The 22066-nt window shown below is 67.6% G+C and carries 20 protein-coding genes, 1 tRNA gene and 1 pseudogene; 13 read left to right on the top strand and 9 right to left on the bottom strand.

Annotated elements, in window-relative coordinates; all coding sequences use genetic code 11:
- Nucleotides 1-35: 35 nt before the first annotated feature.
- Nucleotides 36-302 carry a hypothetical protein gene (locus tag U4Z64_RS17010; RefSeq protein WP_027786765.1) on the bottom strand — a complete coding sequence of 89 codons (267 nt, stop codon included), beginning with the start codon at nucleotides 300-302 and terminating at the stop codon, nucleotides 36-38.
- A gap of 495 nt (nucleotides 303-797) precedes the next feature.
- On the opposite strand from U4Z64_RS17010, the gene U4Z64_RS17005 reads away from it, so the two are divergent.
- Both U4Z64_RS17005 and U4Z64_RS17000 read left to right on the top strand, forming a co-directional pair.
- The gene (locus U4Z64_RS17005; RefSeq protein WP_321820536.1) at nucleotides 798-2555 is read left to right on the top strand and encodes an ABC transporter permease subunit; all 1758 of its coding nucleotides are present in this window, start codon (nucleotides 798-800) and stop codon (nucleotides 2553-2555) included.
- Nucleotides 2556-2577: 22 nt separating this feature from the next.
- Complete coding sequence (locus U4Z64_RS17000; RefSeq protein WP_044846385.1) at nucleotides 2578-3915, top strand: AAA-associated domain-containing protein; 1338 nt, start codon at nucleotides 2578-2580, stop codon at nucleotides 3913-3915.
- A gap of 70 nt (nucleotides 3916-3985) precedes the next feature.
- On the opposite strand, the gene U4Z64_RS16995 is transcribed toward U4Z64_RS17000, so the two are convergent.
- Both U4Z64_RS16995 and U4Z64_RS16990 read right to left on the bottom strand, forming a co-directional pair.
- Nucleotides 3986-4480: a hypothetical protein gene (locus U4Z64_RS16995; protein ID WP_321802084.1), complete on the bottom strand. Its 495-nt coding sequence runs from the start codon at nucleotides 4478-4480 to the stop codon at nucleotides 3986-3988.
- On the bottom strand, nucleotides 4477-5028 hold the full coding sequence (locus tag U4Z64_RS16990) for a hypothetical protein (protein ID WP_044846387.1): 552 nt from the start codon (nucleotides 5026-5028) through the stop codon (nucleotides 4477-4479). Before U4Z64_RS16990 ends, U4Z64_RS16995 begins: the two co-directional genes overlap by 4 nt.
- Before the next feature lie 287 nt (nucleotides 5029-5315).
- Here U4Z64_RS16990 and U4Z64_RS16985 point away from each other — a divergent pair, with 287 nt between their 5' ends.
- The 3 genes from U4Z64_RS16985 (at nucleotide 5316) to U4Z64_RS16975 (ending at nucleotide 7659) form a co-directional block, all read left to right on the top strand.
- Complete coding sequence (locus U4Z64_RS16985; RefSeq protein WP_059527452.1) at nucleotides 5316-5501, top strand: hypothetical protein; 186 nt, start codon at nucleotides 5316-5318, stop codon at nucleotides 5499-5501.
- A 150-nt stretch (nucleotides 5502-5651) separates the two neighbouring features.
- Nucleotides 5652-7073, top strand: coding sequence for an alpha,alpha-trehalose-phosphate synthase (UDP-forming) (otsA, locus tag U4Z64_RS16980; RefSeq protein WP_321820535.1), 1422 nt, complete (start codon nucleotides 5652-5654; stop codon nucleotides 7071-7073).
- Between the two features lie 4 nt (nucleotides 7074-7077).
- Nucleotides 7078-7659, top strand: coding sequence for an AAA family ATPase (locus U4Z64_RS16975; protein ID WP_321820575.1), 582 nt, complete (start codon nucleotides 7078-7080; stop codon nucleotides 7657-7659).
- 51 nt (nucleotides 7660-7710) lie between these two features.
- Here the strand turns inward: U4Z64_RS16975 and U4Z64_RS16970 are convergent, their stop codons facing one another.
- Together U4Z64_RS16970 and U4Z64_RS16965 are read right to left on the bottom strand one after the other, a co-directional pair.
- Nucleotides 7711-9078, bottom strand: coding sequence for an MFS transporter (locus tag U4Z64_RS16970; protein ID WP_044846391.1), 1368 nt, complete (start codon nucleotides 9076-9078; stop codon nucleotides 7711-7713).
- A 179-nt stretch (nucleotides 9079-9257) separates the two neighbouring features.
- Nucleotides 9258-9638 (bottom strand): DUF5594 family protein, encoded by a 381-nt coding sequence (locus U4Z64_RS16965; RefSeq protein WP_044846392.1) that lies wholly within the window; start codon nucleotides 9636-9638, stop codon nucleotides 9258-9260.
- A gap of 117 nt (nucleotides 9639-9755) precedes the next feature.
- Here U4Z64_RS16965 and U4Z64_RS16960 point away from each other — a divergent pair, with 117 nt between their 5' ends.
- The gene (locus U4Z64_RS16960) at nucleotides 9756-10157 is read left to right on the top strand and encodes a hypothetical protein (protein ID WP_044846393.1); all 402 of its coding nucleotides are present in this window, start codon (nucleotides 9756-9758) and stop codon (nucleotides 10155-10157) included.
- A gap of 183 nt (nucleotides 10158-10340) precedes the next feature.
- Here the strand turns inward: U4Z64_RS16960 and U4Z64_RS16955 are convergent, their stop codons facing one another.
- A complete protein-coding gene (locus tag U4Z64_RS16955) occupies nucleotides 10341-10715 on the bottom strand; it encodes a hypothetical protein (RefSeq protein WP_124487155.1) in 375 nt (124 codons plus the stop codon).
- Nucleotides 10716-10858: 143 nt separating this feature from the next.
- On the opposite strand from U4Z64_RS16955, the gene eco reads away from it, so the two are divergent.
- Entirely contained in the window at nucleotides 10859-11359 is a 501-nt protein-coding gene (eco, locus tag U4Z64_RS16950; protein ID WP_044846395.1) for a serine protease inhibitor ecotin, read from the top strand.
- 92 nt (nucleotides 11360-11451) lie between these two features.
- Here the strand turns inward: eco and U4Z64_RS16945 are convergent.
- Nucleotides 11452-11712: pseudogene (locus tag U4Z64_RS16945) on the bottom strand (TetR/AcrR family transcriptional regulator); the annotation flags it as partial.
- A 445-nt stretch (nucleotides 11713-12157) separates the two neighbouring features.
- Here U4Z64_RS16945 and U4Z64_RS16940 point away from each other — a divergent pair.
- Nucleotides 12158-13276 carry a right-handed parallel beta-helix repeat-containing protein gene (locus U4Z64_RS16940; RefSeq protein ID WP_415750581.1) on the top strand — a complete coding sequence of 373 codons (1119 nt, stop codon included), beginning with the start codon at nucleotides 12158-12160 and terminating at the stop codon, nucleotides 13274-13276.
- 164 nt (nucleotides 13277-13440) lie between these two features.
- Here U4Z64_RS16940 and U4Z64_RS16935 read toward each other — a convergent pair.
- Both U4Z64_RS16935 and U4Z64_RS16930 read right to left on the bottom strand, forming a co-directional pair.
- Nucleotides 13441-13515 (bottom strand) — tRNA-Arg (locus U4Z64_RS16935).
- A 147-nt stretch (nucleotides 13516-13662) separates the two neighbouring features.
- The gene (locus U4Z64_RS16930) at nucleotides 13663-13845 is read right to left on the bottom strand and encodes a rubredoxin (RefSeq protein ID WP_006478164.1); all 183 of its coding nucleotides are present in this window, start codon (nucleotides 13843-13845) and stop codon (nucleotides 13663-13665) included.
- A 199-nt stretch (nucleotides 13846-14044) separates the two neighbouring features.
- On the opposite strand from U4Z64_RS16930, the gene U4Z64_RS16925 reads away from it, so the two are divergent.
- The 5 genes from U4Z64_RS16925 (at nucleotide 14045) to U4Z64_RS16905 (ending at nucleotide 22004) form a co-directional block, all read left to right on the top strand.
- Nucleotides 14045-14452 carry a DUF4399 domain-containing protein gene (locus U4Z64_RS16925; RefSeq protein WP_044846420.1) on the top strand — a complete coding sequence of 136 codons (408 nt, stop codon included), beginning with the start codon at nucleotides 14045-14047 and terminating at the stop codon, nucleotides 14450-14452.
- Between the two features lie 228 nt (nucleotides 14453-14680).
- Nucleotides 14681-16666: an ATP-binding cassette domain-containing protein gene (locus U4Z64_RS16920; RefSeq protein ID WP_415750580.1), complete on the top strand. Its 1986-nt coding sequence runs from the start codon at nucleotides 14681-14683 to the stop codon at nucleotides 16664-16666.
- 266 nt (nucleotides 16667-16932) lie between these two features.
- Nucleotides 16933-18915 carry a DNA topoisomerase IV subunit B gene (locus tag U4Z64_RS16915; protein WP_321820534.1) on the top strand — a complete coding sequence of 661 codons (1983 nt, stop codon included), beginning with the start codon at nucleotides 16933-16935 and terminating at the stop codon, nucleotides 18913-18915.
- 62 nt (nucleotides 18916-18977) lie between these two features.
- Nucleotides 18978-21299: a DNA topoisomerase IV subunit A gene (parC, locus tag U4Z64_RS16910; protein ID WP_321820533.1), complete on the top strand. Its 2322-nt coding sequence runs from the start codon at nucleotides 18978-18980 to the stop codon at nucleotides 21297-21299.
- Between the two features lie 246 nt (nucleotides 21300-21545).
- On the top strand, nucleotides 21546-22004 hold the full coding sequence (locus U4Z64_RS16905; RefSeq protein ID WP_044846424.1) for a CopD family protein: 459 nt from the start codon (nucleotides 21546-21548) through the stop codon (nucleotides 22002-22004).
- Nucleotides 22005-22066 lie beyond the last annotated feature (62 nt).

Raw genomic sequence — 22066 nt, 5'->3', positions numbered from 1 at the left:
GCATGCGGCGCCTGCCGGGCAGGCGCCGCGCGGCATCATTCGCCGAACAGCGTGCCGAGCGTCTCGGCGGCGTTGCTGTCGATGGTGTTGTAGGTCACGCTCGTGGCCTCGAAGATATAGACGGTCGTATAGCGGCCGAGGCGCTCCAGGATCTCCTCCTGCAGCGATTCCGGCACGACGTTCATGTTCAGGTACCACGCCGTCGACGACAGCCGGGTCTGGAACGACCCGTACTCCTGCATCAGCTCGTAGAACGCATCGGCGTCCTGATCGCGGCAGACGATCACCAAGTTTCCTGCCATTCGCTTCCTCCCGCTGGTCGGTCGATCCCTGGCGGCTATGGGGCTAGCGACGCCAGGGGCTAGCCCCGATCATACCTGCTTCGCCGCAATCGTCCGCTGACATCCGCCATGGTTTGCGCCCGTGTGCGGCTGGCGGGTTCCCGGCCGGCCCGGATCACGGCATAATTCGGGGCCTGCATGCCGGCCGCACGACCGCGGCCGGGCTGCTCCGCACCGCACGCCTGCCGTTCGCCCGCGTGCCGGGCACGATCCGTGCGCCGCCCGCGCGCCGCGCCGGCCCCGCACGGTTGAACCTGAAATACAGGTTGGTGTAGTGTCGTGCCGTCGCGGCCCGACTCGCCGCGCCCGGGGGCGCAGCTTGCACGCACGGCGCCCCGCGCCGGCGTGAGATCGTGAATCAATCGAATTACCGCGTCGAATTACCGCGCCCGTGCGCTTTGCCATGAATCAACATCGTCTGCCGGCTTCGTTCGGCCTTACCGGGGAGGGCGCCTGATGGACGTCGGATTCTTCAATCCGAACCGGACCGCCAACGCGTCCGCTTGGCGCGTCCTGCCGAACCGGTGGGACTTCATCGCGTTTCCGCTGATCATCTGCCTGATCGCGATGGCGGTCGTCGGCTTTCATGAAACGATGGCGCCGATCGGGACCCTTCAGACCCAGAAGATCTCGCTCGACCCGTCGAACCTGCCCGAATACGCGTTGCGCACCACGCTGCGGATGCTCGCCGCGATGGTCGCGTCGCTCGCGTTCACGCTGGTGTACGGCACGCTCGCCGCGAAAAGCCGCCGGGCCGGCATGGTGCTGATCCCGATCCTCGACATCCTGCAGTCGGTGCCGGTGCTCGGCTTCATCTCGTTTACGGTCACGTTCTTCCTCGCGCTGTTTCCGAGCCGCGTGCTCGGCGCCGAGCTCGCGGCGATCTTCGCGATCTTCACGAGCCAGGCGTGGAACATGACGTTCAGCTTCTACCAGTCGCTGCGCACGGTGCCGCGCGACCTGGACGAAGTGTCGCGCGGCTTCCACCTGACGTCGTGGCAGCGCTTCTGGAAGCTTGAGGTGCCGTTCTCGATGCCGGGGCTGATCTGGAACATGATGATGTCGATGTCGGGCGGCTGGTTCTTCGTCGTCGCGTCGGAGGCGATCACCGTCGGCAACCAGACCATCACGCTGCCGGGCATCGGCGCGTATCTCGCGCAGGCGATCTCGGACAAGAACCTTGGCGCGATCGGCTGGGTGATCCTGACGATGACGGTCGTGATCCTCGCGTACGACCAGTTCCTGTTCCGCCCGCTGATCGCATGGGCCGACAAGTTCCGGATGGAGAACACCGCATCGGGCGATGCGCCGCAATCCTGGCTGCTCGACCTCGTGCGCCGCACGCGCCTGATTCACCAGCTGCTCGTGCCTGCCGGCTGGTTCTTCGCGAAGGCGGCGCGGATTCCGCTGCGCTTGCCGCTGTCGGGCGCAATGCGCTTCTCGCTGCCGAAGGTCGAGAAGAAGGCATCGCGCACGGTCGACATCGCATGGGCGGCGCTCTTGCTGCTCGGCACGGCCTATATCGTGTGGCGCGTCGTCACCTTCGTGTCGACCGGCGTGACGATGGGGGAGGTCGGGCACGTCGTCGCGCTCGGGCTCATCACGCTGCTGCGCGTGGTCGTGCTGATCTCGATCGCGTCGGTGATCTGGGTGCCGATCGGCGTGTGGGTCGGGCTGCGCCCGAAGCTGGCCGAGAAGCTGCAGCCGCTCGCGCAGTTCCTTGCCGCGTTCCCGGCGAACCTGCTGTTCCCGGTGTTCGTGATCGTGATCGCGCGCTTCCACCTGAACCCCGACATCTGGCTGTCGCCGCTGATCGTGCTCGGCACGCAGTGGTATATCCTGTTCAACGTGATCGCCGGCGCCACGTCCTATCCGAACGACTATCGCGAAGCCGCGACGAACTTCCGGATCCGCGGCTGGCAGTGGTGGCGCCAGGCGATCCTGCCCGGCATCTTCCCGTACTACGTGACCGGCGCGATCACCGCCTCGGGCGGCGCATGGAACGCGAGCATCGTGTCGGAAGCGGTGCAGTGGGGCTCGACCAAGATCGAGGCGCACGGCCTCGGCGCGTATATCGCGCAGACCACCGCCGCCGGCGACTTTCCGAAGATCATCCTGGGCATCGCCGTGATGTCCCTGTTCGTCACCCTGTTCAACCGCCTGCTGTGGCGCCCGCTGTATGCCTTCGCCGAAGCGAAGCTGCGGCTCGACTGAGACCGATTGAGAGCGAAACGCGATGCACAATCCGAATGCTGTAAACGCCCCCGTCCAGACGTCCCAGCCGCCGCGCCTCGGTGAGGAAATCCTGCGCGTCGATCACGTCTGCCGCGGCTTCAACAAGACGCAGGGCGAGTTGCTCGTGCTCGACGACGCGAACCTGTCGCTGCGCGAGGGCGAGATCGTCGGGCTGCTCGGCCGTTCGGGCTCGGGCAAGTCCACGCTGCTGCGGATCATCGCCGGGCTGATCGAGCCGACCGGCGGTGACGTGACCTATCTCGGCAAGCCGCTGCGCGGCCCGGCCGAAGGCGTCGCGATGGTGTTCCAGACCTTCGCGCTGTTTCCGTGGCTGACCGTGCTGCAGAACGTGGAGGCCGGGCTTGAGGCGCTCGGCGTCGGCGCACGCGAGCGGCGCGAACGCGCGCTCGCCGCGATCGACCTGATCGGTCTCGACGGCTTCGAGAACGCGTATCCGCGCGAACTGTCGGGCGGCATGCGCCAGCGCGTGGGCTTCGCGCGCGCGCTCGTGGTCGATCCGACGATCCTGCTGATGGACGAGCCGTTCTCGGCACTCGACGTGCTGACCGCCGAGACGCTGCGTACCGACCTGCTCGACCTGTGGACGCAAGGCCGCATGCCGATCAAGTCGGTGCTGATCGTCACGCACAACATCGAGGAAGCGGTGTTCATGTGCGACCGCATTCTCGTGCTGTCGTCGAACCCGGGCCGCGTGATCGCCGAGATCAAGGTGCCGTTCAAGCATCCGCGCAACCGGCTGGATCCGGCCTTCCGCAAGCTGGTCGACGACATCTACGCGAAGATGACGGCGCGCCAGACCGGCGAGGCGACGAAGAAGGGGCTCGAGCTCGGCAGCTGGCTGCCGCAGGTGTCGACCAACCTGATGGCCGGCCTGATCGAGACGCTTGCGATGGCGCCGTACCACGGCCGTGCCGACATGCCGGAAATCGCGCGCACGCTGCATCTGGAGGTCGACGACCTGTTCCCGATCGCCGAAGTGCTGCAATACCTCGGCTTCGCCGACGTGCGCGAAGGCGACGTGTTCCTGACGCCGCCGGGGCGTGTGTTCGCGGAATTCGGCACGCAGGAGCGCAAGCTGATGTTCGCGGATCACCTGCTGAAGCACGTGCCGCTCGCCGCGCGGATCAAGAAGGTGCTGAACGAGCGCCCGGGCCATCGTGCGCCGCGTGTGCGTTTCGAGCAGGAGCTGGAGGATTTCCTGTCGGACGGCGCGGCGGAGGAAACGCTCGACGCGGTGATCGACTGGGGTCGTTACGGCGAGATCTTCTCGTACAACGACCAGACCGAAATCTTCAGTCTCGAGGACGTCGAGTCCTGAGCCGCCGAGCCGGGCCATCTGGCCCGGCATCCGCACGCACGGCGCCTGCCAGGCGCCGCGCATCGCATCGTTACTGCAAGTTACCCCACCGGTCGACCGCCGGTTCGGCCGACGCCCACTTCCAGTGCGTGCCTTGCTGGCACGCACTCGCGAAATACCAGGCGGCCTTGTCGCCGTCCTTCACCGAGAACGCGAATTCCTTGCACAGTGCAAGCGCCGTCGAGTACGCGCGCGTGACGCGCACCTCGCCTTCGCCGTTTTCGAGCGGCAGCGTGTTCTTCACGTTCCACGGCTTCACTTCGCCGACGGCCAGGCTGCCGGCCGCCTTCGCGATCGCGTCCTGCTGGTTCTGATGGAGCTGTTTCATCGTGCGGTTGACGGCCTCGTCGGTCGCCGCCTGCACGGCGATCCCGACACCGACGCCGACGGCCGGGTTCGCGGTGACGAGGCCCGTCGCCGCGCCGGCGAGCGCGCCGCTCGCCGCGCCGACCGAGCCGCAGCCCGACAGCGCGGCGCTGGCCGCGCACAGTGCGCCGATCGCGGCGATTCGGATCGCGACGCTCATTGCAGCGCGCCCCAGCGTTCGGTCGCCGGTTCCGCCGACGCCCATTTCCACACGGGACCGTCGCGGCAGATCGTGGCGACGTAGAACGCCGATTGCGCGGCCTTGTCGGCCTTCGCCGGCGTGTCGACCGCGAACACGATTTCCTTGCAGTCTAGCGGGCCGATGCTGATCATGCGGCTGACCGTCACGCGGCCCTGTTCGTCATCCTCGATCGGAAACGAATGGTGCGTCGTCCACGGCGCGACGCCGCCGACGTCGAGCGGGCCGGCCGCCTTCGCGATCTGTTCCTGCGTGTAGCGGTGCGCGACGCGCTGCGTGTACTGGACGCCCGCACGCGCACCGGCGACGGCGCCGAGGCCGATGCCCGTCGCGACGGCGGCGTTGTTGGTGACCTTGGAGGCGATCGCGGCGCCCGCGATACCGGCGCCGGCGGTCGCGCCTTCGCTGTACAGCGAGTTGCAGCCGGACAGCAGTGCGGCCGTGGCGAGCGCGGCCAGCACGATGCGCGCCGGCGTGGCCCGGCGCGGCGGTTCGAAACCCATGTTCATCCCTGAGTGCAAGTCCTGTCTGGGTGAGCGGCGACGCATGCGCGCCCCCTTGCCGCGTCATTGTTTCGCAATGGTCATGGGAAAACTGCAAAGCTTTGACAAATGGCCGGCGGCGGGTCGCGCGCGTACGCGCGGCGCTATTGTCGGACAGATGGCTGAGCCGGGGTCGAAGCGTTACAAATTGAAGGTAATTGTTACCGTGGCATGCGAGGAAGCGACCTAGACTATTCTGTTATGGAATGTTTCTACGACGGCTCCGAGCCGCGCGCCATATGAGACACCCAGCCATGCGCCGTTCGAAACGGTTTTCTCCCCGGCCGCCCGATGCGGGTGCCGAGCGCCCGCGTCCACAGACCGACGCGCCGGCCGGCGCGCCCGACGAGACGCCGTCCGACGGCGATCACAACCAGGGCGGCGCACGCCCGGAAGGGCTCGACTATCAACGCGACCTCGGCCAGGAGCAGGACGCTTGAGCCCGTCGCCACTGTATTCCGCTGCCGCATTTCATTGCGCGCCTGGTTGCATCGTTCACATCTGAATCGCCGCGCGACTGCCTTCGGGCCGTCGCGTCCGCCTTGGCGCGCGCCGCGCGTCATTCAATCGAATCGAGGAGGGGAAGCCGCATGAGCAGATTGATCGTGGTATCGAACCGTGTCGCCGCCGGCGAGGACACGCGCCCGAGCGCAGGCGGTCTCGCGGTCGGCGTGATGGATGCGCTGAAGGAAACCGGCGGCGTCTGGTTCGGCTGGAACGGCGAGATCGTCGGTACGCCCGACGCGGAACCGGCGATCCAGCAGGACGGCAACGTCACTTATGCGACGGTCGGGCTGACCCGGCGCGACTACGATCAGTACTACCGCGGCTTCTCGAACGCGACGCTCTGGCCGGTGTTTCACTACCGCAGCGATCTCGCGCGCTTCGACCGGCAGGAGTACGCTGGCTATCTGCGCGTGAACGCGATGCTCGCAAAGCAGCTCGCCGCGCTGCTGCGGCCCGACGACCTGATCTGGGTGCACGACTATCACCTGCTGCCGTTCGCGCATTGCCTGCGCGAGCTCGGCGTGAGGAATCCGATCGGCTTCTTCCTGCACATTCCGTTTCCGTCGCCCGACATGCTGCGCGTCGTGCCGCCGCACGACGAGCTCGTGAAGTTCATGTGCGCGTACGACATCGCGGGTTTCCAGACCGACGCCGACAAGCAGGCGTTCACCGACTACATCGAGCGGCGCGGCATCGGCGCGGCGAGCGACGACGGGATGCTGCATGCGCACGGCCGCGTCGTGAAGGTCGCCGCCTATCCGATCGGCGTGCATCCGGATGCAATCGCCGAGGCGGCCGTCCAGTATGGCTCGCGCAAGCCGGTGAAGATGCTGCGCGACGCGCTCGGGGGCCGCAAGCTCGTGATGAGCGTCGACCGGCTCGACTATTCGAAGGGGCTCGTCGAGCGCTTCCAGTCGTTCGAGCGGATGCTCGCCAACCAGCCGGGCTGGCAGGGGCGCGTGTCGCTCGTGCAGATCGCGCCGCCGACGCGCTCCGACGTGCAGACCTACCAGCGCATACGCGAGACGCTCGAAGGCGAGGCCGGCCGGATCAACGGCCGCTTCTCGCAGCTCGACTGGACGCCGATCCAGTACCTGAACCGCAAGTACGAGCGCAATCTGCTGATGGCGTTCTTCCGGATGTCGCAGGTCGGCTACGTGACGCCGTTGCGCGACGGGATGAATCTCGTCGCGAAGGAATACGTCGCGTCGCAGGACCCGGACGATCCGGGCGTGCTCGTGCTGTCGGAGTTCGCGGGCGCGGCGGCCGAGCTGAGCGGCGCGCTGCTCGTCAATCCGTACGACCTCTCGCAGATGGCCGATGCGCTCGAGCGCGCGCTGTCGATGCCGCTCGCCGAGCGGCGGGCGCGGCACGAAGCGAACCTCGCGCGGCTGCGCGAGAACAACCTGTCGGTCTGGCGCGACACGTTCGTCGCCGACCTGCGCAGCGTCGCGGCGGCCGCGTCGGTCACGCGGCGCGCGGGCCGGCGGGCCGCGCATGTCTGAGCGGATGTCCGAGCGCGTGGAGGAGGGTGGCGCGGCGGACGATGCGGTCGCCCGCTTCTTCATCGTCACGGGCGGCCCCGGCTCCGGCAAGAGCACGTTGCTCGATGCGCTCGAGCGTACCGGTTTCGCGCGCTCGCACGAGGCCGGGCGCGGCGTGATCCGCGACCAGATGGCGATCGACGGCCCGGCGCTGCCGTGGCGCGACCGGGCCGCATTCGCCGAACTGATGCTGACCTGGGAGATGCGCTCGCACCATCTCGCGCGAGGCGCGCGCGGGCCCGTGTTCTTCGATCGCGGCGTGCCGGACGTGATCGGCTACCTGCGGCTGACGGGCCTTGCGGTGCCCGCACACGCGGAGGCCGCGGCGCGGCGTTTTCGCTATCACCGGCGCGTGTTCATCGCGCCGCCGTGGCCCGAGATCTACACGCAGGACACCGAGCGCCGGCAGGATTTCGCGGAGGCCGTGCGCACCTACGACGCGATGGTCGACTGCTATACGGCGTATGGCTATCGGCTGGTCGAGCTGCCGCGCGTGAGCGTGAAGGCGCGCGTGCGCTTCGTGATGGACGCGCTCGACGCCACGTGAGCCGTGGGCGCGACGCGCTGCGGCGTCAGGTCGCAGCGTGAAGTCGCCGCATCAGGCCGCAGCGTCGGGGCGTGGCGACGCGATGCGCAGCATGCTGACCACCGCGGCGACCGCCGCGAACACCGTGGCGACATAGAGCGCGATCGTCGGACCTCGGTCGGGCGCCAGCCCGAAAATCAGCGCGACGAGCGCGGCACCGAGCGTCTGGCCCGTCAGGCGCGCCGTGCTCAGCATCCCGCCCGCGCCGCCGCTGCGCTCGCGCGGCGCCGACGACAGCATCGCGCGATTGTTCGGCGACTGGAACAGCCCGAAGCCCGCGCCGCACAGCGCCATCCGCCACACGATGTCGACGGTACCCGGGTGCGCGCCGATCGTCGCGAGCGACAGCAGCCCGGCCGCGAACAGCGCGAGCCCGATGCCGCCGAGGATGCCGGCCGAGTAGCGGTCCGACAGCACGCCGGCGAGCGGCGCGGCGAATACGATCACGAGCGGCCACGGCGTCATGTAGAGGCCGGTTTCGACCTGGGAGAAGCCGAGCGAATGCTGCAGCCAGAACGGCAGCGCGACGAACGCGAGCATCTGCGACGTGAACGACGCGACCGACGTGCAGATCGACAGCGCGAACATCGGGATGCGCATCAGGTCGACCGGCAGCAGCGGCGCCGGCTGCGACAGCTGGCGCTTCACGAAGAAGTAGCCGACGCCGAACGCGACGGCCAGCTCGGCCGCGACGTACGCGTGGCTTTCGCCGTGACCGAGCCCGTCGACGGCCATGATCAGCAGGCCGAACACGCACGCGTTCATCAGCGCGCTCGGGAAGTCGTACGGCGCGTCGTGCAGCGGGTTGGCCGGCAGCGCACGCAGGCTGCCGAACACCGCGGCGATGCCGATCGGCACGTTGACCGCGAACAGCCAGGGCCACGACGCGAACGACAGGATCGCCGATGCGACCGTCGGGCCGATCGCCGAGGATAGCGCGACCACCATCGCGTTGATCGACAGTCCGCGCCCGAGCATCGACGACGGGTAGATCATGCGCACCAGCGCCGCGTTGACGCTCATGATGCCGGCCGCACCGAACCCCTGGATCACGCGCATCACCGCGAGCGTCGGCAGCGATCCGGCGAGCGCGCAGCCGAGCGACGCCGCGGTGAAGAGCGCAAGACCCGCGATGTAGATGCGGCGATAGCCGACGCGTTCGCCGAGCGACGCGAGCGGCAGCAGCGTGATCGTGACCGCGAGCTGGTACGCGTTGACGATCCAGATCGATGCGGCATCGGACGCGTGCAGGTCGCGCGCGATCGTCGGCAGCGCGACGTTCGCGATGGCGCCGTCGAGCACGGCGAGCGTGATGCCCAGTGCGACGCAGACGATCGCCCAGTAGCGTTGCGGAAGCGGCAGGCCGGTATCGGCGTTCATGGCGGGAGCGAAAGCGTGGTTGTCCGCGTGCCCGGGTGCCGGTTGCGTGCGCAACCATGCTTGCGGGTGGAGGCGGCGGTGAACGGTCCGGCCGGCCTGGCGGCGCCGGCGCGGGACCGGTCGAGTGTATCACCGGGCCGAATCGCGCGACGCCGACACCGCCGCCGGCCGGCGCGCGTTCAGCCTTCGAAATCGAGGCCGCCGAGCCGCACGAGCGGGTCGGCCTGTGTGCGCGACGCGAGGTCGATGTCGCGCGCGCCCTCCCATGCGCTCAGCTTCCTCGGCAGCGCGCTCAGGTAGTGCTCGAACCGCATGGGCCCGTCGGGCTCCATCAACCGTTCGATCTCGTCGGTGTCCCAGGTCAGTTCGAGGTTCAGCGGATGCACGAAGCCGCTCACGTGCTCGTGCGGCGCGCTGCGGATCTGCACGCGCGTCGGTTGCCCGTGGCCGCCGTACGGGACGACGTCGGTCAGCACGTGATCGGCGAAGAAGGCGGCGATCGCCTGCGCGATGCGCGGCGCGAATTCGGTATCGAAACGGCGGGCGGTTTCGGGCTGCATGAAGGCGTCTCCAGTGTGCCGAAAATCGTAGCACGGCCGTGCCGCGTTTCGGCGTGCGTGATACCCGTAATGGCGCGTTACCACTTGCTGCATCTATTACGGCCGGGCGCGGCCACAATGCATCGCATCCAGTACCACTTCGCGTGGGAGTCCATCATGAAAAAGATTGCCGCTGTATGTGTCCTCGCCGGTTCGCTCGCCGTGGCGGGCCCGGCGTCCGCGCATGGCCGCGACGGGGGCGCCGTCATCGGCGCGCTGATCGGCGGCGCGGTGCTCGGCGCGATCGTGACGTCGGCGATGAATCCGCCCGTCGCGTATCAGGCGCCCGTGTATCAGGCACCGGCCTATCAGCCGCCGACGTACTACCAGGCACCGGCCTACCAGCAGCCGGCTTATCCGACCTACCAGCAGGCGCAATACCAGGACGACGGCCCGAGCTATTGCTACGACCGTTATCAGCGCGCGTACGTGTGCGGCGCGCCCGTGTCGGGCGGCTATGCGCAGCCGGCGGGGTGGTAAGAAGCGGGCACGCGCATGAGGCGCGGGCAGGTTCGGCGTTGCGTAGCCGGCCGCCCGGTTTCCGGTGGAGCGGACGACAAAAGGCCCTCGCGGTGATGCGAGGGCCTTGCTTTTTGACGGTCGTCTATCGGCTCGTATCGGCCTCGCGCGGGCCGTGCGTGGATACAAACGGTTGCAATTGCGTCAGTGGCGATGGCCGCCGCCGTTGCCTTGGCCGCGCCCGCCGCCGTCGTCATTCCAGTCGGCGCGGCGTCCGTCGCCGCGGCCCCAGCCGCCGTGACGGGCGCGTTCGCTGCGGTCGCGATCCCAGCCGCCGCGGTCACGATTCCAGCCGTCGCGTCCGCGATCCCAGTCGCGGCGTCCGCGGTCCCAGTCGCGCCCGCCGCCACCGCCCCAGATGTTGACCGTCCCGTACACGGGCGACGCCCCGTAGGCCGGCCCGTACGCGTAGCCGGGATCGGAATAGTAGGGCTGTCCGTAGCCGTATCCGGCGTCCGGACCGACGACGCACCCGGCCAGCAGCGTGGCGACGCCGGCGGCAGCAATGAGCTTCAGCATGATGATCTCCGTTGGTTTCCGTATAAGTACCGCGCGCGGGGATCGCCGGCTGTATGCAATTGTGTCGTGAAATTACAGCGCCGTAAGGTCTTGGGGCGAAAGTGTTAGCATCCGGGGCCTATTTGTTTTTCAGGAGCACATCGATGAAATTCGCGATCCGGGCCGTCCTGGCCGCCCTTTGCGTGACGACCGCCGCCGCCTGCGCGGCCGGGCCCGCATCGGCGCCCGCCGTGCCGGCCGAGTCGATCAAGATGTTCCCCCAGCCGACGGCCGGCCAGCAGCGCGCGGTGATCGCGCTGCCCGCGCTCGAGAACGAAGGCGACGCGCGCGTCGAGCTGATGATCGGCAAGACGCTGCAGACCGACTGCAACCAGCAATGGTTCGGTGGGGAACTGACCGCCGAGGACGTGAAGGGCTGGGGCTATACGTACTATCGCCTGACCGACGTGAAGGGGCCGGCGTCGACGCTGATGGCCTGCCCGGGCCAGGCGCCGCAGCAGCGCTTCGTGCAGGTGCGCGGCGACGGCCAGCTGCTGCGCTACAACAGCCGCCTGCCGCTCGTCGTGTACGTGCCGGACGGTTTCGACGTGCGCTATCGCGTGTGGCATGCGTCGAAGGACGTGCAGCACGCCGTGACGCAGTAACGCATCGGCGCGGTCGTGCAGGGGCGCTTGCCGCTGCACGGCCGCGTGTGGTTTCGCTTGCGGGCTGCTTTCCGAGGTCCGCCGTTTTTTCCGCCGCTCGCGTGTGCGAGCGCCGGCCATGCGGCCAGCGCGGCTTGCGCGACCGCCTCCAGATCGCGACGGCTCGCACCGTCGCGCGCCTGAATCGACATCCCCTGTCGCACCGTCACGTAGTAGCGCGCGATCGCGTCGAGGTTCGCATGTGCAGAGAGCTCGCCGGTCGCAACGCTTTTGCCCGGCCGCGCGCGTAACGCGGCGACGGTCTGCTCGCGCATCGCGATCAGCATTTGCCGGACCGTGTCCGAGCGCTCGGCCGACGGCGGGGCGAATGCGTAAGGGGCGATGCGCGATGTGATGTGTGCCGCAAGTCACCGTGATGGCGCGATGATGAATGGAAGAGGATAACGAACGGTTTTGCAGGTGCGCGGCGGAATTCATTTACAAAGTAATCAAGCGTACTTACGATGACGCCAATCTGGGCTAGCGGAACTTCGTATGCGTACGGTCGATCGGGCGATGCTTGCTGCGCTCTGCCTTTGGCTTGCTGCATGCGGCGGCGGTGACGGCAGCGCGGCTCCGGCATCGCAAACCGTTGCGGGCACATCGACATCACCCGTCGCTCCCGCCGGCGCCGCATCCGGCGCATCGGCTGCATCGACGAATTCCGGCAGCCCGGCACCGACCGCTGCGCCGACCGGTTCCGCGTCCGGCACGACGCTTCTGCCGTCCAGTGGCGCCAAACCGATTCTGGTCGCCGATGTGACGGTTTCCCCGGCTGCCGACGGCAGCGACCAGGCCGACGCGTTGCAGAAGGCATTCGACAGCCTGCGTGCCGGCCAGCGCCTCGTTATCGCGCCGGGCCGCTACGTCGTCGGGCATTCGCTTGCCGTGACGGTGCCGCAGGCGGTGATCTCGGGATACGGCGCGACGCTGGCCGCGACGAATCCCGCCGACCAGACGATCGTGATGAGCGGCGCCGGCTCGACGCTCGTCGGCGTGACGCTGACCGGCACCGGCACCACGCGGCTCACGACGCCCGAGTCGACCAAGGTCGAGGTCACGGGCTCGGACGTTCAGGTGCTCGGGGTGACGATCCAGGGCGGCGCGAGCGCCGGGATCTTCGTGTTCGGCGGCAACCGTATCGCGATCGTGGGCAATACCGTGCGGGCGACGCTGGCCGACGGCATCCATACGACCTACGGATCGACCAACGTGCTGGTGCAGAACAATACGGTGACCGGCACCGGCGACGATCTGATCGCCGTGGTCAGCTATCTCGGCGACGGTCGCCTGAGCAGCAACGTGCTGATCGACCATAACGCGGTATCGGGCAATGCGTGGGGGCGCGGCATCACCGTTGTCGGCGGGCAGGCGGTGACGATCTCGAACAATACGGTCGACGGTGTCGAGAAGGCGGCGGGGATTCTCGTCGCGCAGGAGGACAGCTGGAAAACCTACGGGGCTTCGAACGTCGTCATCACGGGCAATACCGTGACCAACATTCAGAACGCGAACGTGAACAACGGATTGCAGCCGACGCAGCAGGGCGCGATCGAGCTGGATACGTGGTCGGGAGCCGTGTCGGATGTCACGGTGGCGAACAACCGCGTGTCGGGTTCCGGATATGCGGGGTTCCGGGCGTACGGAAACGTGTGTTCGTTCAGCGTGACGGGCAACACGTTCTCGTCGATCGCCGGGTTGTCGGTCTCGTTGCTGACGAACGGCTGCGTGTCGAACCAGATCGTCGTCGATGCGAACCGGCTCGCGGACGGCAGTGTGCTGGCGCTGCCGGCGGGGGCGTCGTCGACGGGGACGTTTGCCGTGACGGGCGCGAATGCGAGTCTGATGCCGCAGGTCAGGGCGGGGTTGATGCAGTGACGGGGCGGTCAGGGCTCAGGCCTGACAGCTATTCGCTGGCACAGCACGGCATACGCGGCTTCGGCGGAACACGCGGCCAGGCGTGAGCGTGGACACCCGACGTTCGGACACTGTGCGTGCCGACGGTGCGATTTTCAGGCTGAGGCGGAATTTCGGGAAATTGCTGGTCCCCCCGACAGGAATCGAACCTGTATCTAGCGCTTAGGAGGCGCTTGTTCTATCCATTGAACTACGGGGAGAGCCATGTCCGCGATATCGCGTGCGGAAGACGCGACCGGGACGGCGATGTGGACAGCGCGCAGAGTATAGCAAACGCGACGCGCATCGGCGGACGGAATGCGTGCCGATACGCGCCGCGCGCCCCGGTCGTGTCCGAAAAAGCCGAATCAGAAATCGACGACGACGAAATCTTCCTTGCCCACGTCGCACAGCGGGCAGCGCCAGTCGGCGGGAATGTCGGCGAAACGGGTGCCGGCGGGGATGCCCTCGTCGGGCAGGCCTTCCGCTTCGTTGTAGACCCACCCGCAAATCAGGCAGACCCAGCTCTGGTATTCGGTTACTTCGCTCATGTGGCGCTCGGGATGATGAAAGTCGGTGACGCCGTCCGCGGCGTGGCCGGCGGACGAAAGGCGCAATGGTACCGGAATTTCGCCGAACGCCTCCGCAACGTCGTTTTAAACGTACGCATCGCGAACAACGGCCGTCATCGCGCGGGCCGGGCGCGCAGTGTATGCTTCGTGAGCCTTTCAAATCTGAAGGAGAAAAACGATGCTCAACAAGAAGAAATGGATCGCGGGTGTGGTTTGTGTCGCGGCGCTGGCCGCGTCGACGCTCGCGCGTGCCGAGGCGCGCGTGTACTTCGCCGAGCCGAAGGATGGTGCGACGGTGTCGAGCCCCGTGCACGTGAAGTTCGGCCTTGAAGGGATGGAACTCAAGCCGGCCGGCGACATGACGCCGGACACGGGCCACCATCACCTGCTGGTCGACGGCAAGCCGGTGCCGAAGGGCGACGTGATTCCCGCCACCGACCATTCGCTGCACTTCGGCAAGGGCCAGACCGAAACCGACCTGAAGCTGCCGCCCGGCCAGCACACGCTGACGCTGCAGCTCGGCGAAGGCGCGCACCGCTCGTACGGTCCAGAGCTGAGCTCGACAATCACGATCAACGTGAAGTAATCGCGCGTTCCGCTTGCGGGCGCCCGGCCGGGAAACGGCGGCCGGATGCCCGCCGCCGGCCCCGCATGACGTCGAAGCACGCGATGCCGGCCCCGCCCGCCGAGCGCGCGCCATCATGCCGCCGCAGCAAAAACGCAGCGCTGACGCAACGCTTAAGCAGCACAAAATGATTCGCCCTCCGGCCTAGTCCATCCGGCCATCCCGGCGCAGGCGTCCGCCACCGGTACAATGGGCGTTTCCGATTTCTCTCTTCGCCGTCTCCCCATGTCGCTTTATTCCATTACCGGCGCGCAACTCGCGTTCGGTCACGTCGCGTTGCTCGATCACGCGGACTTCTCGCTGGAGGCCGGCGAGCGCGTCGGCCTGATCGGTCGCAACGGCGCGGGCAAGTCGTCGCTGCTGAAGATCGTCGCCGGGCTCGCGAAGCCCGATGACGGGCTGATTACGCGCCAGCAGGAGCTCGTGACCGTCTATGTGCCGCAGGAGCCCGAATTCGAACCCGGCGCGACCGTGTTCGACGCCGTGGCATCGGGGCTCACGCACACGCGCGAAGTGCTCGAAGAATACGATTCGATCGCGCATCGCCTCGCGGAAACACCGGAAGGCGCCGAACACGACGCGCTGCTCGCGCGGATGAACGCGCTGCAGTCGTCGCTCGATGCGCACGACGCATGGAACTGGCGCACGCGCGTATCGATGACGCTCGCGCAGATCGGCCTGACGGACGGCGACGCACAGGTCGACGCATTGTCGGGCGGGATGCAGAAACGCGTCGCGTTGGCGCGCGCACTGGTGCTGCAGCCCGACGTGCTGCTGCTCGACGAACCGACCAACCACCTCGACTTCGACGGCATCCGCTGGCTGGAAGAACTGCTGGTCGCGCAGCGTGCGGGCCTGTTGTTCATCACGCACGATCGCGCGTTCCTCGACCGCGTCGCGACCCGCATCGTCGAGCTCGATCGCGGCCGGCTGCTGTCGTATCCGGGCAATTTCTCCGCGTACCAGACGCGCAAGGCGCAGCAGCTCGAAGTCGAGCGCGTGGAAAACGAGAAGTTCGACAAGCTGCTCGCGCAGGAAGAAGTGTGGATCCGCAAGGGCGTCGAGGCGCGCCGCACGCGCAGCGTCGGCCGCATCGCGCGGCTGGTGCAGATGCGCAACGAGCGCGCGGAGCGCCGCAATTCGCAGGGCAACGTGAAGCTCGACGTCGCGCAGGGCGAGAAGTCGGGCAAGATTGTCGCGGAACTGACGGACGTGACGAAGCGCTACGGCGATCGCACGGTCGTCGACACCTTCTCGACGACGGTCATGCGCGGCGACAAGATCGGCTTCGTCGGCCCGAACGGCGCCGGCAAGACCACGCTGCTCAAGCTGATCCTCGGCGAGCTGAAGCCCGACGCGGGCACGGTGCGCACCGGCACGAACCTGCAGGTCGCGTATTTCGACCAGATGCGCGCGCAGCTCGACCAGGAAAAGAGCCTGGCCGACACCATCAGCCCCGGTAGCGAATGGGTCGAGATCGGCGGCGTGCGCAAGCACGTAATGAGCTATCTCGGCGACTTCCTGTTCGCACCGGAGCGTGCGCGCTCGCCGGTGAAGTCGCTGTCGGGCGGCGAGCGCAACCGGCTGCTGCTCGCGCGCCTGTTCGCGCGTCCGGCCAACGTGCTGGTGCTCGACGAACCGACCAACGACCTCGACATCCCGACGCTCGAACTGCTCGAAGAGCTGCTGGCCGACTACGACGGCACGGTGCTGCTCGTCAGCCACGATCGCGCGTTCCTCGACAACGTCGTGACATCGGTGATCGCGGCCGAAGGCGACGGAAAGTGGCGCGAATACGTCGGCGGCTTCACCGACTGGCAGATCCAGAGCGAGCGTTCGCAGCAGCTCGCGCAGCAGGAAGCGGCGAAGCGCGCGGTGAAGGAAGCGGCGCCGGTCAAGGAAGACGCGGCGAAAGGCGCGGCCGGCCGCAACGCGCAGCGCACGGTGAAGCTGTCGTTCAACGAGCAGCGCGAACTCGATGCGCTGCCCGAGAAGATCGCGGCGCTCGAGGAAGAACAGAAGACGATCAACGCGCAACTCGAAGATGGTTCGATCTTCGCGAAGGATCCGCAGGAAGGCACGCGCCTGACCGAGCGGTTCGCGGCGATCGACGACGAGCTCCTCGCCGCGCTCGAGCGGTGGGAGACGCTCGAGGCAAAGCGCAAGCCGGTCTGACGCACCGCGCGTGGCGGCCCGGCGCGTCGGAGCGCCGGCCGGGCGGCCGGCAGCGCCGTGCGACGATCTTGCGACGGCGCGCCACGCGGAACCAGTAAAATACCGCGCGTCCCGGGTCGCTCGGCGCACGCCGCGCGCCCGCTTTCGGAGCAGTCCAAGCACACCGTTGTTTCGATTCGCTTTTTTACGGAACTCAACGTTTTGTCCACGACGTTATCCACACGAGGTGTGGACAACGTCCCGATGAATGACGAAATTCAGCGCCTATGTCAACGAAGAAGCCCAGCGCGGCCTATAGCGAAGCATCGATCAAGGTGCTCAAGGGCCTCGAGCCGGTCAAGCAGCGGCCCGGCATGTACACCCGTACCGAAAATCCGCTGCACATCATCCAGGAAGTCATCGACAACGCGTCCGACGAGGCGCTCGGCGGCTACGGCAAGCAGATCACGGTCACGCTGCACGCCGACCAGTCGGTGTCGGTCGAGGACGACGGTCGCGGCATTCCGTTCGGCATCCACCCCGAAGAGGGCGTGCCGGTCGTCGAGATCGTGTTCACGCGCCTGCACGCAGGCGGCAAGTTCGACAAGGCCGCCGGCGGCGCGTACACGTTCTCGGGCGGCCTGCACGGTGTCGGCGTGTCGGTGACGAACGCGCTCGCGACGCGTCTCGACGTGACGGTCTGGCGCGACGGCAAGATCGCCGAACTCGGCTTCGCCGACGGCGACGTCGTGAAGCCGCTCGCGACGCAAGGCGCGGGCCGCGGCGAGAAGAAATCCGGCACGCGCGTGCAGGTGTGGCCGAATCCGAAGTACTTCGATTCGCCGAACCTGCCGCTCGGCGAGCTGCAGCGTCTGCTGCGCTCGAAGGCCGTGCTGCTGCCGGGCGTCGAGGTCGTGCTCGTCAACGAGAAGACCGGCGAGCGCCAGGCATGGAAATACGAGGACGGCCTGCGCGGCTACCTGCTCGACGAGATGAACGGCAGCGAGCTGCTGATCCCGCTGTTCGAAGGCGAGCGTTTCGCCGATGCGCGTTCGACCGACGAAACCTTCGCCGAGGGCGAGGGCGCGTCGTGGGTCGTCGCATGGAGCGAGGAAGGTTCGCTCGTGCGCGAGTCGTACGTGAACCTGATCCCGACGCCGGCCGGCGGCACGCACGAGTCGGGCCTGCGCGACGGCCTCTACCAGGCGGTGAAGAGCTTCGTCGAACTGCACAACCTGCAGCCGAAGGGCGTGAAGCTGCTCGCGGAAGACGTGTTCGCGCGCGTGTCGTTCGTGCTGTCCGCGAAGGTGCTCGATCCGCAGTTCCAGGGGCAGATCAAGGAACGCCTGAACAGCCGCGACGCGGTGAAGCTCGTGTCGTCGTTCTCGCGTCCGGCGCTCGAACTGTGGCTGAACCAGCACGTCGAGCACGGCAAGAAGCTTGCCGAACTCGTGATCAAGCAGGCCCAGGCGCGCACGCGCGCGGGCCAGAAGGTCGAGAAGCGCAAGAGCTCGGGCGTCGCGGTGCTGCCGGGCAAGCTGACCGATTGCGAGACGGAAGACATCGCGCGCAACGAACTGTTCCTGGTCGAGGGCGACTCGGCGGGCGGTTCCGCGAAGATGGGCCGCGACAAGGAATACCAGGCGATCCTGCCGCTGCGCGGCAAGGTGCTGAACACGTGGGAAACCGAGCGCGATCGCCTGTTCGCGAACAACGAGGTGCACGACATCTCGGTCGCGATCGGCGTCGATCCGCACAGCCCGGACGACACCGTCGACCTGTCGAACCTGCGTTACGGCAAGATCTGCATCCTGTCGGACGCGGACGTCGACGGCTCGCACATCCAGGTGCTGCTGCTCACGCTGTTCTTCAAGCATTTCCCGCAGCTGATCGAGCGCGGTCACGTGCATGTCGCGCGGCCGCCGCTGTTCCGCGTCGATGCGCCTGCGCGCGGCAAGAAGCCCGCGCAGAAGCTCTATGCGCTCGACGACGGCGAACTCGAGGCAACGCTCGACAAGCTGCGCAAGGACGGCGTGCGCGAAACGCAGTGGAGCATCAGCCGCTTCAAGGGTCTCGGCGAAATGAGCGCGGAGCAGCTGTGGGACACGACGATGAATCCCGACACGCGCCGCCTGATGCCGGTGAAGCTCGGCGAACTCGACTACGAGGCGACGGTTGCGCGCATGACGATGCTGATGGGCAAGGGCGAGGCAGCCGCGCGACGCGGCTGGCTCGAGGAAAAGGGCAACGACGTCGAAGCGGACATCTAAACCCGCGCGGCCGGGCATGACGCCCGGCCCGGCCTCACGCCACTTACGAATACGGAATACAGATGGACGACAATACTTCCGATCTCTTCGCCGGGTCCGACGCACCGGAAGCCGATGCGCTGACGCTCGGCAACTACGCGGAGCAGGCGTACCTCAGCTACGCGGTCAGCGTCGTGAAGAGCCGCGCGCTGCCCGACGTGTGCGACGGCCAGAAGCCGGTGCAGCGCCGGATCCTGTTCGCGATGAACGAAATGGGCCTTGGCCCCGACGCGAAGCCGGTGAAGTCGGCGCGCGTGGTCGGCGACGTGCTCGGTAAATATCACCCACACGGCGACCAGTCGGCGTATGACGCGCTCGTGCGTCTCGCGCAGGATTTCTCGCTGCGCTATCCGCTGATCGACGGACAGGGCAACTTCGGCTCGCGCGACGGCGACGGCGCGGCGGCGATGCGCTACACCGAAGCGCGGCTCACGCCGATCTCGAAGCTGCTGCTCGACGAGATCGACCAGGGCACGGTCGACTTCATGCCGAACTACGACGGCTCGTTCGAGGAGCCGAAGACGCTGCCGAGCCGCATGCCGTTCGTGCTGCTGAACGGCGCGTCGGGCATCGCGGTCGGTCTCGCCACCGAAATCCCGTCGCACAACCTGCGCGAGGTCGCGGCGGCGGCGGTCGCGTTGATCCGCAATCCGAAGCTCACGCACGCGGAGCTGATGAACCTGATCCCCGGCCCGGACTTCCCGGGCGGCGGCCAGATCATCTCGAGCGACACCGAGATCGCGGCGGCCTATGAAACCGGCCGCGGCAGCCTGAAGGTGCGCGCGCGCTGGAAGATCGAGGATCTCGCGCGCGGCCAGTGGCAACTCGTCGTCACCGAGCTGCCGCCGAACACGTCGGGCCAGAAGGTGCTCGAGGAAATCGAGGAGCTGACCAACCCGAAGCTCAAGCTCGGCAAGAAGACGCTCACGCCCGAGCAGCTCAACACCAAGAAGGCGATGCTCGACCTGCTCGACGCGGTGCGCGACGAGTCGGGCAAGGAGGCGGCGGTGCGGCTCGTGTTCGAGCCGAAGTCGCGCACGATCGACCAGACGGAATTCGTGAACACGCTGCTCGCGTACACGAGCCTCGAATCGAACGCGACGCTGAACCTCGTGATGATCGGCGCCGACGGCCGGCCGGGCCAGAAGGGGCTGCTGACGATCCTCGACGAGTGGGTGAAGTTCCGCCAGCTGACGATGACGCGCCGCTGCCGCCATCGTCTCGCGAAGGTCGACGACCGCATCCACATCCTCGAAGGGCGGATGATCGTCTTCCTGAACATCGACGAGGTGATCCGCATCATCCGCGAGTCGGACGAGCCGAAGGCCGCGCTGATGAGCGCGTTCGGCCTCTCCGACCGCCAGGCGGAAGACATCCTCGAAATCCGCCTGCGTCAGCTCGCGCGGCTCGAGAAGATCAAGATCGAGAAGGAGCTCGAGGCGCTGCGCGACGAGAAGGCGAAGCTCGAGGAACTGCTCGCGAACGAAAGCGCGATGAAGCGGCTGATGATCAAGGAGATCGAGGCCGACGCGAAGCAGTACGGCGACGATCGCCGCACGCTGATCCAGCAGGAAAAGCGCGCGACGTTCGAGGCGAAGGTCGTCGACGAGCCGGTGACGGTCGTCGTGTCGCAGAAGGGTTGGGTGCGCGCGCTGAAGGGCCACGGGCTCGACCCGGCCGGCTTCACGTTCAAGGCCGGCGATCACCTGTATGCGGCGTTCCAGTGCCGCACGCCCGATCGCCTGATCGCATGGGGCAGCAGCGGCCGCGTGTACTCGGTCGACGTGTCGGTGCTGCCGGGCGGGCGCGGCGACGGCGTGCCGGTCACGTCGCTGATCGAGCTCGAATCGGGCTCGCACCTGATGCACTACTACGCGGCGCCGGCCGATCAGCAACTGTTGCTCGCGTCGAGCAACGGCTTCGGCTTCCTCGCGAAGGTCGGCGACATGGTGAGCCGCGTGAAGGCCGGCAAGTCGTTCATGACGATCGATGCAGGCGCGGTGCCGCTCGCGCCGATGCCGGTACTGCCGAACGCGACGCAGGTCGCGTGTCTGTCGAGCGGCGGCCGGCTGCTGGTGTTCGGGATGGACGAGATGAAGACGCTGTCGGGCGGCGGCCGCGGCGTGATCCTGATGGCGCTCGACGACAAGGAAACGCTCGTGCAGGCGCTCGCGATCGACCCGGCCGGCGTCGTGCTGATCGGCACCGGTCGCGGCGGCAAGGCGCAGGACGAAACGCTGTCGTACGCGGGGCTCGCGCCGCACGTCGGCAAGCGCGCACGCAAGGGCCGCGCGCCGGAAACGAAGCTCAAGGTCGTCAACGAGCTGCGTCCGCTGCTCGTCTGACGCCGCACCCGGTCGCCGGTTCGACCGGCATCGAAGGCCGCACCTCCGCTTCGGCGGGCGTGCGGCCTGTTTCTTTTGGGGCGACGCATGCAGGAAAGCGAGCGTGGCGCCGTCACGCGGAACTTGCAAATATTGTGAAATAGCGCCAGGGGTCTGAACCGACCGGCGGTCCGCCGGTCGAACGTCGCTCGAGACCGCGCGTGACGCGGCTGTTCGTTGCACTCAACTCATAACAGGATTGCCGCCATGTCCCACGCCGTTGCCGTCGCGCTGTTTCTTCATCTGCTGGCCGTCGCCGTGTGGGTGGGCGGGATGGTCTTCGCGCACTTCTGCCTGCGCCCGGCGCTGTCCGACCTGACGCCACAGCTGCGGCTGCCGCTGATCGAGGGCGTGTTCGGCCGCTTCTTCAACTGGGTGTCGGGCTCGGTGATCGTGATCCTGCTGTCCGGCGGTTTCCTGCTCACGGCCTTCGGCGGCGCGCACGCGACGTGGACGCTGCATGCGATGGCGGGGCTCGGCGTCGTGATGATGCTGATCTTCGGCCATATCCGCTTCGCGCTGTTCCCGCGCATCCGCCGCGCGGTGCAGGCGCAGAACTGGCCGGACGGTGCGCGCGCGGTGAACACGGTGCGCCTGCTGGTCGTCGTCAACCTCGTGCTCGGCGTCGTGACGATCGGCGCGGCCGTGCTGTCGCGCGGCTTCTGATCGCCTCGCCGGCCTCTGATTGCGCGGCGCCGTTCGGCGCTCGCCGCCGGCGCGGTGCCGCG

Origin of the sequence: Burkholderia sp. BCC1996, assembly GCF_905339955.1 — a bacterium.
Lineage (GTDB): Bacteria > Pseudomonadota > Gammaproteobacteria > Burkholderiales > Burkholderiaceae > Burkholderia.
This window is presented reverse-complemented; position numbering and strand designations above follow the sequence as displayed.

What these genes read in the sequence shown, in the direction of transcription:
- U4Z64_RS17010 (WP_027786765.1), bottom strand. Translation starts at nt 302, where the DNA reads ATGGCAGGAAACTTGGTGATCGTCTGCCGCGATCAGGACGCCGATGCG.
- U4Z64_RS17005 (WP_321820536.1), top strand. Translation starts at nt 798, where the DNA reads ATGGACGTCGGATTCTTCAATCCGAACCGGACCGCCAACGCGTCCGCT.
- U4Z64_RS17000 (WP_044846385.1), top strand. Translation starts at nt 2,578, where the DNA reads ATGCACAATCCGAATGCTGTAAACGCCCCCGTCCAGACGTCCCAGCCG.
- U4Z64_RS16995 (WP_321802084.1), bottom strand. Translation starts at nt 4,480, where the DNA reads ATGAGCGTCGCGATCCGAATCGCCGCGATCGGCGCACTGTGCGCGGCC.
- U4Z64_RS16990 (WP_044846387.1), bottom strand. Translation starts at nt 5,028, where the DNA reads ATGAACATGGGTTTCGAACCGCCGCGCCGGGCCACGCCGGCGCGCATC.
- U4Z64_RS16985 (WP_059527452.1), top strand. Translation starts at nt 5,316, where the DNA reads ATGCGCCGTTCGAAACGGTTTTCTCCCCGGCCGCCCGATGCGGGTGCC.
- otsA (WP_321820535.1), top strand. Translation starts at nt 5,652, where the DNA reads ATGAGCAGATTGATCGTGGTATCGAACCGTGTCGCCGCCGGCGAGGAC.
- U4Z64_RS16975 (WP_321820575.1), top strand. Translation starts at nt 7,078, where the DNA reads ATGTCCGAGCGCGTGGAGGAGGGTGGCGCGGCGGACGATGCGGTCGCC.
- U4Z64_RS16970 (WP_044846391.1), bottom strand. Translation starts at nt 9,078, where the DNA reads ATGAACGCCGATACCGGCCTGCCGCTTCCGCAACGCTACTGGGCGATC.
- U4Z64_RS16965 (WP_044846392.1), bottom strand. Translation starts at nt 9,638, where the DNA reads ATGCAGCCCGAAACCGCCCGCCGTTTCGATACCGAATTCGCGCCGCGC.
- U4Z64_RS16960 (WP_044846393.1), top strand. Translation starts at nt 9,756, where the DNA reads ATGCATCGCATCCAGTACCACTTCGCGTGGGAGTCCATCATGAAAAAG.
- U4Z64_RS16955 (WP_124487155.1), bottom strand. Translation starts at nt 10,715, where the DNA reads ATGCTGAAGCTCATTGCTGCCGCCGGCGTCGCCACGCTGCTGGCCGGG.
- eco (WP_044846395.1), top strand. Translation starts at nt 10,859, where the DNA reads ATGAAATTCGCGATCCGGGCCGTCCTGGCCGCCCTTTGCGTGACGACC.
- U4Z64_RS16930 (WP_006478164.1), bottom strand. Translation starts at nt 13,845, where the DNA reads ATGAGCGAAGTAACCGAATACCAGAGCTGGGTCTGCCTGATTTGCGGG.
- U4Z64_RS16925 (WP_044846420.1), top strand. Translation starts at nt 14,045, where the DNA reads ATGCTCAACAAGAAGAAATGGATCGCGGGTGTGGTTTGTGTCGCGGCG.
- U4Z64_RS16920 (WP_415750580.1), top strand. Translation starts at nt 14,681, where the DNA reads ATGGGCGTTTCCGATTTCTCTCTTCGCCGTCTCCCCATGTCGCTTTAT.
- U4Z64_RS16915 (WP_321820534.1), top strand. Translation starts at nt 16,933, where the DNA reads ATGTCAACGAAGAAGCCCAGCGCGGCCTATAGCGAAGCATCGATCAAG.
- parC (WP_321820533.1), top strand. Translation starts at nt 18,978, where the DNA reads ATGGACGACAATACTTCCGATCTCTTCGCCGGGTCCGACGCACCGGAA.
- U4Z64_RS16905 (WP_044846424.1), top strand. Translation starts at nt 21,546, where the DNA reads ATGTCCCACGCCGTTGCCGTCGCGCTGTTTCTTCATCTGCTGGCCGTC.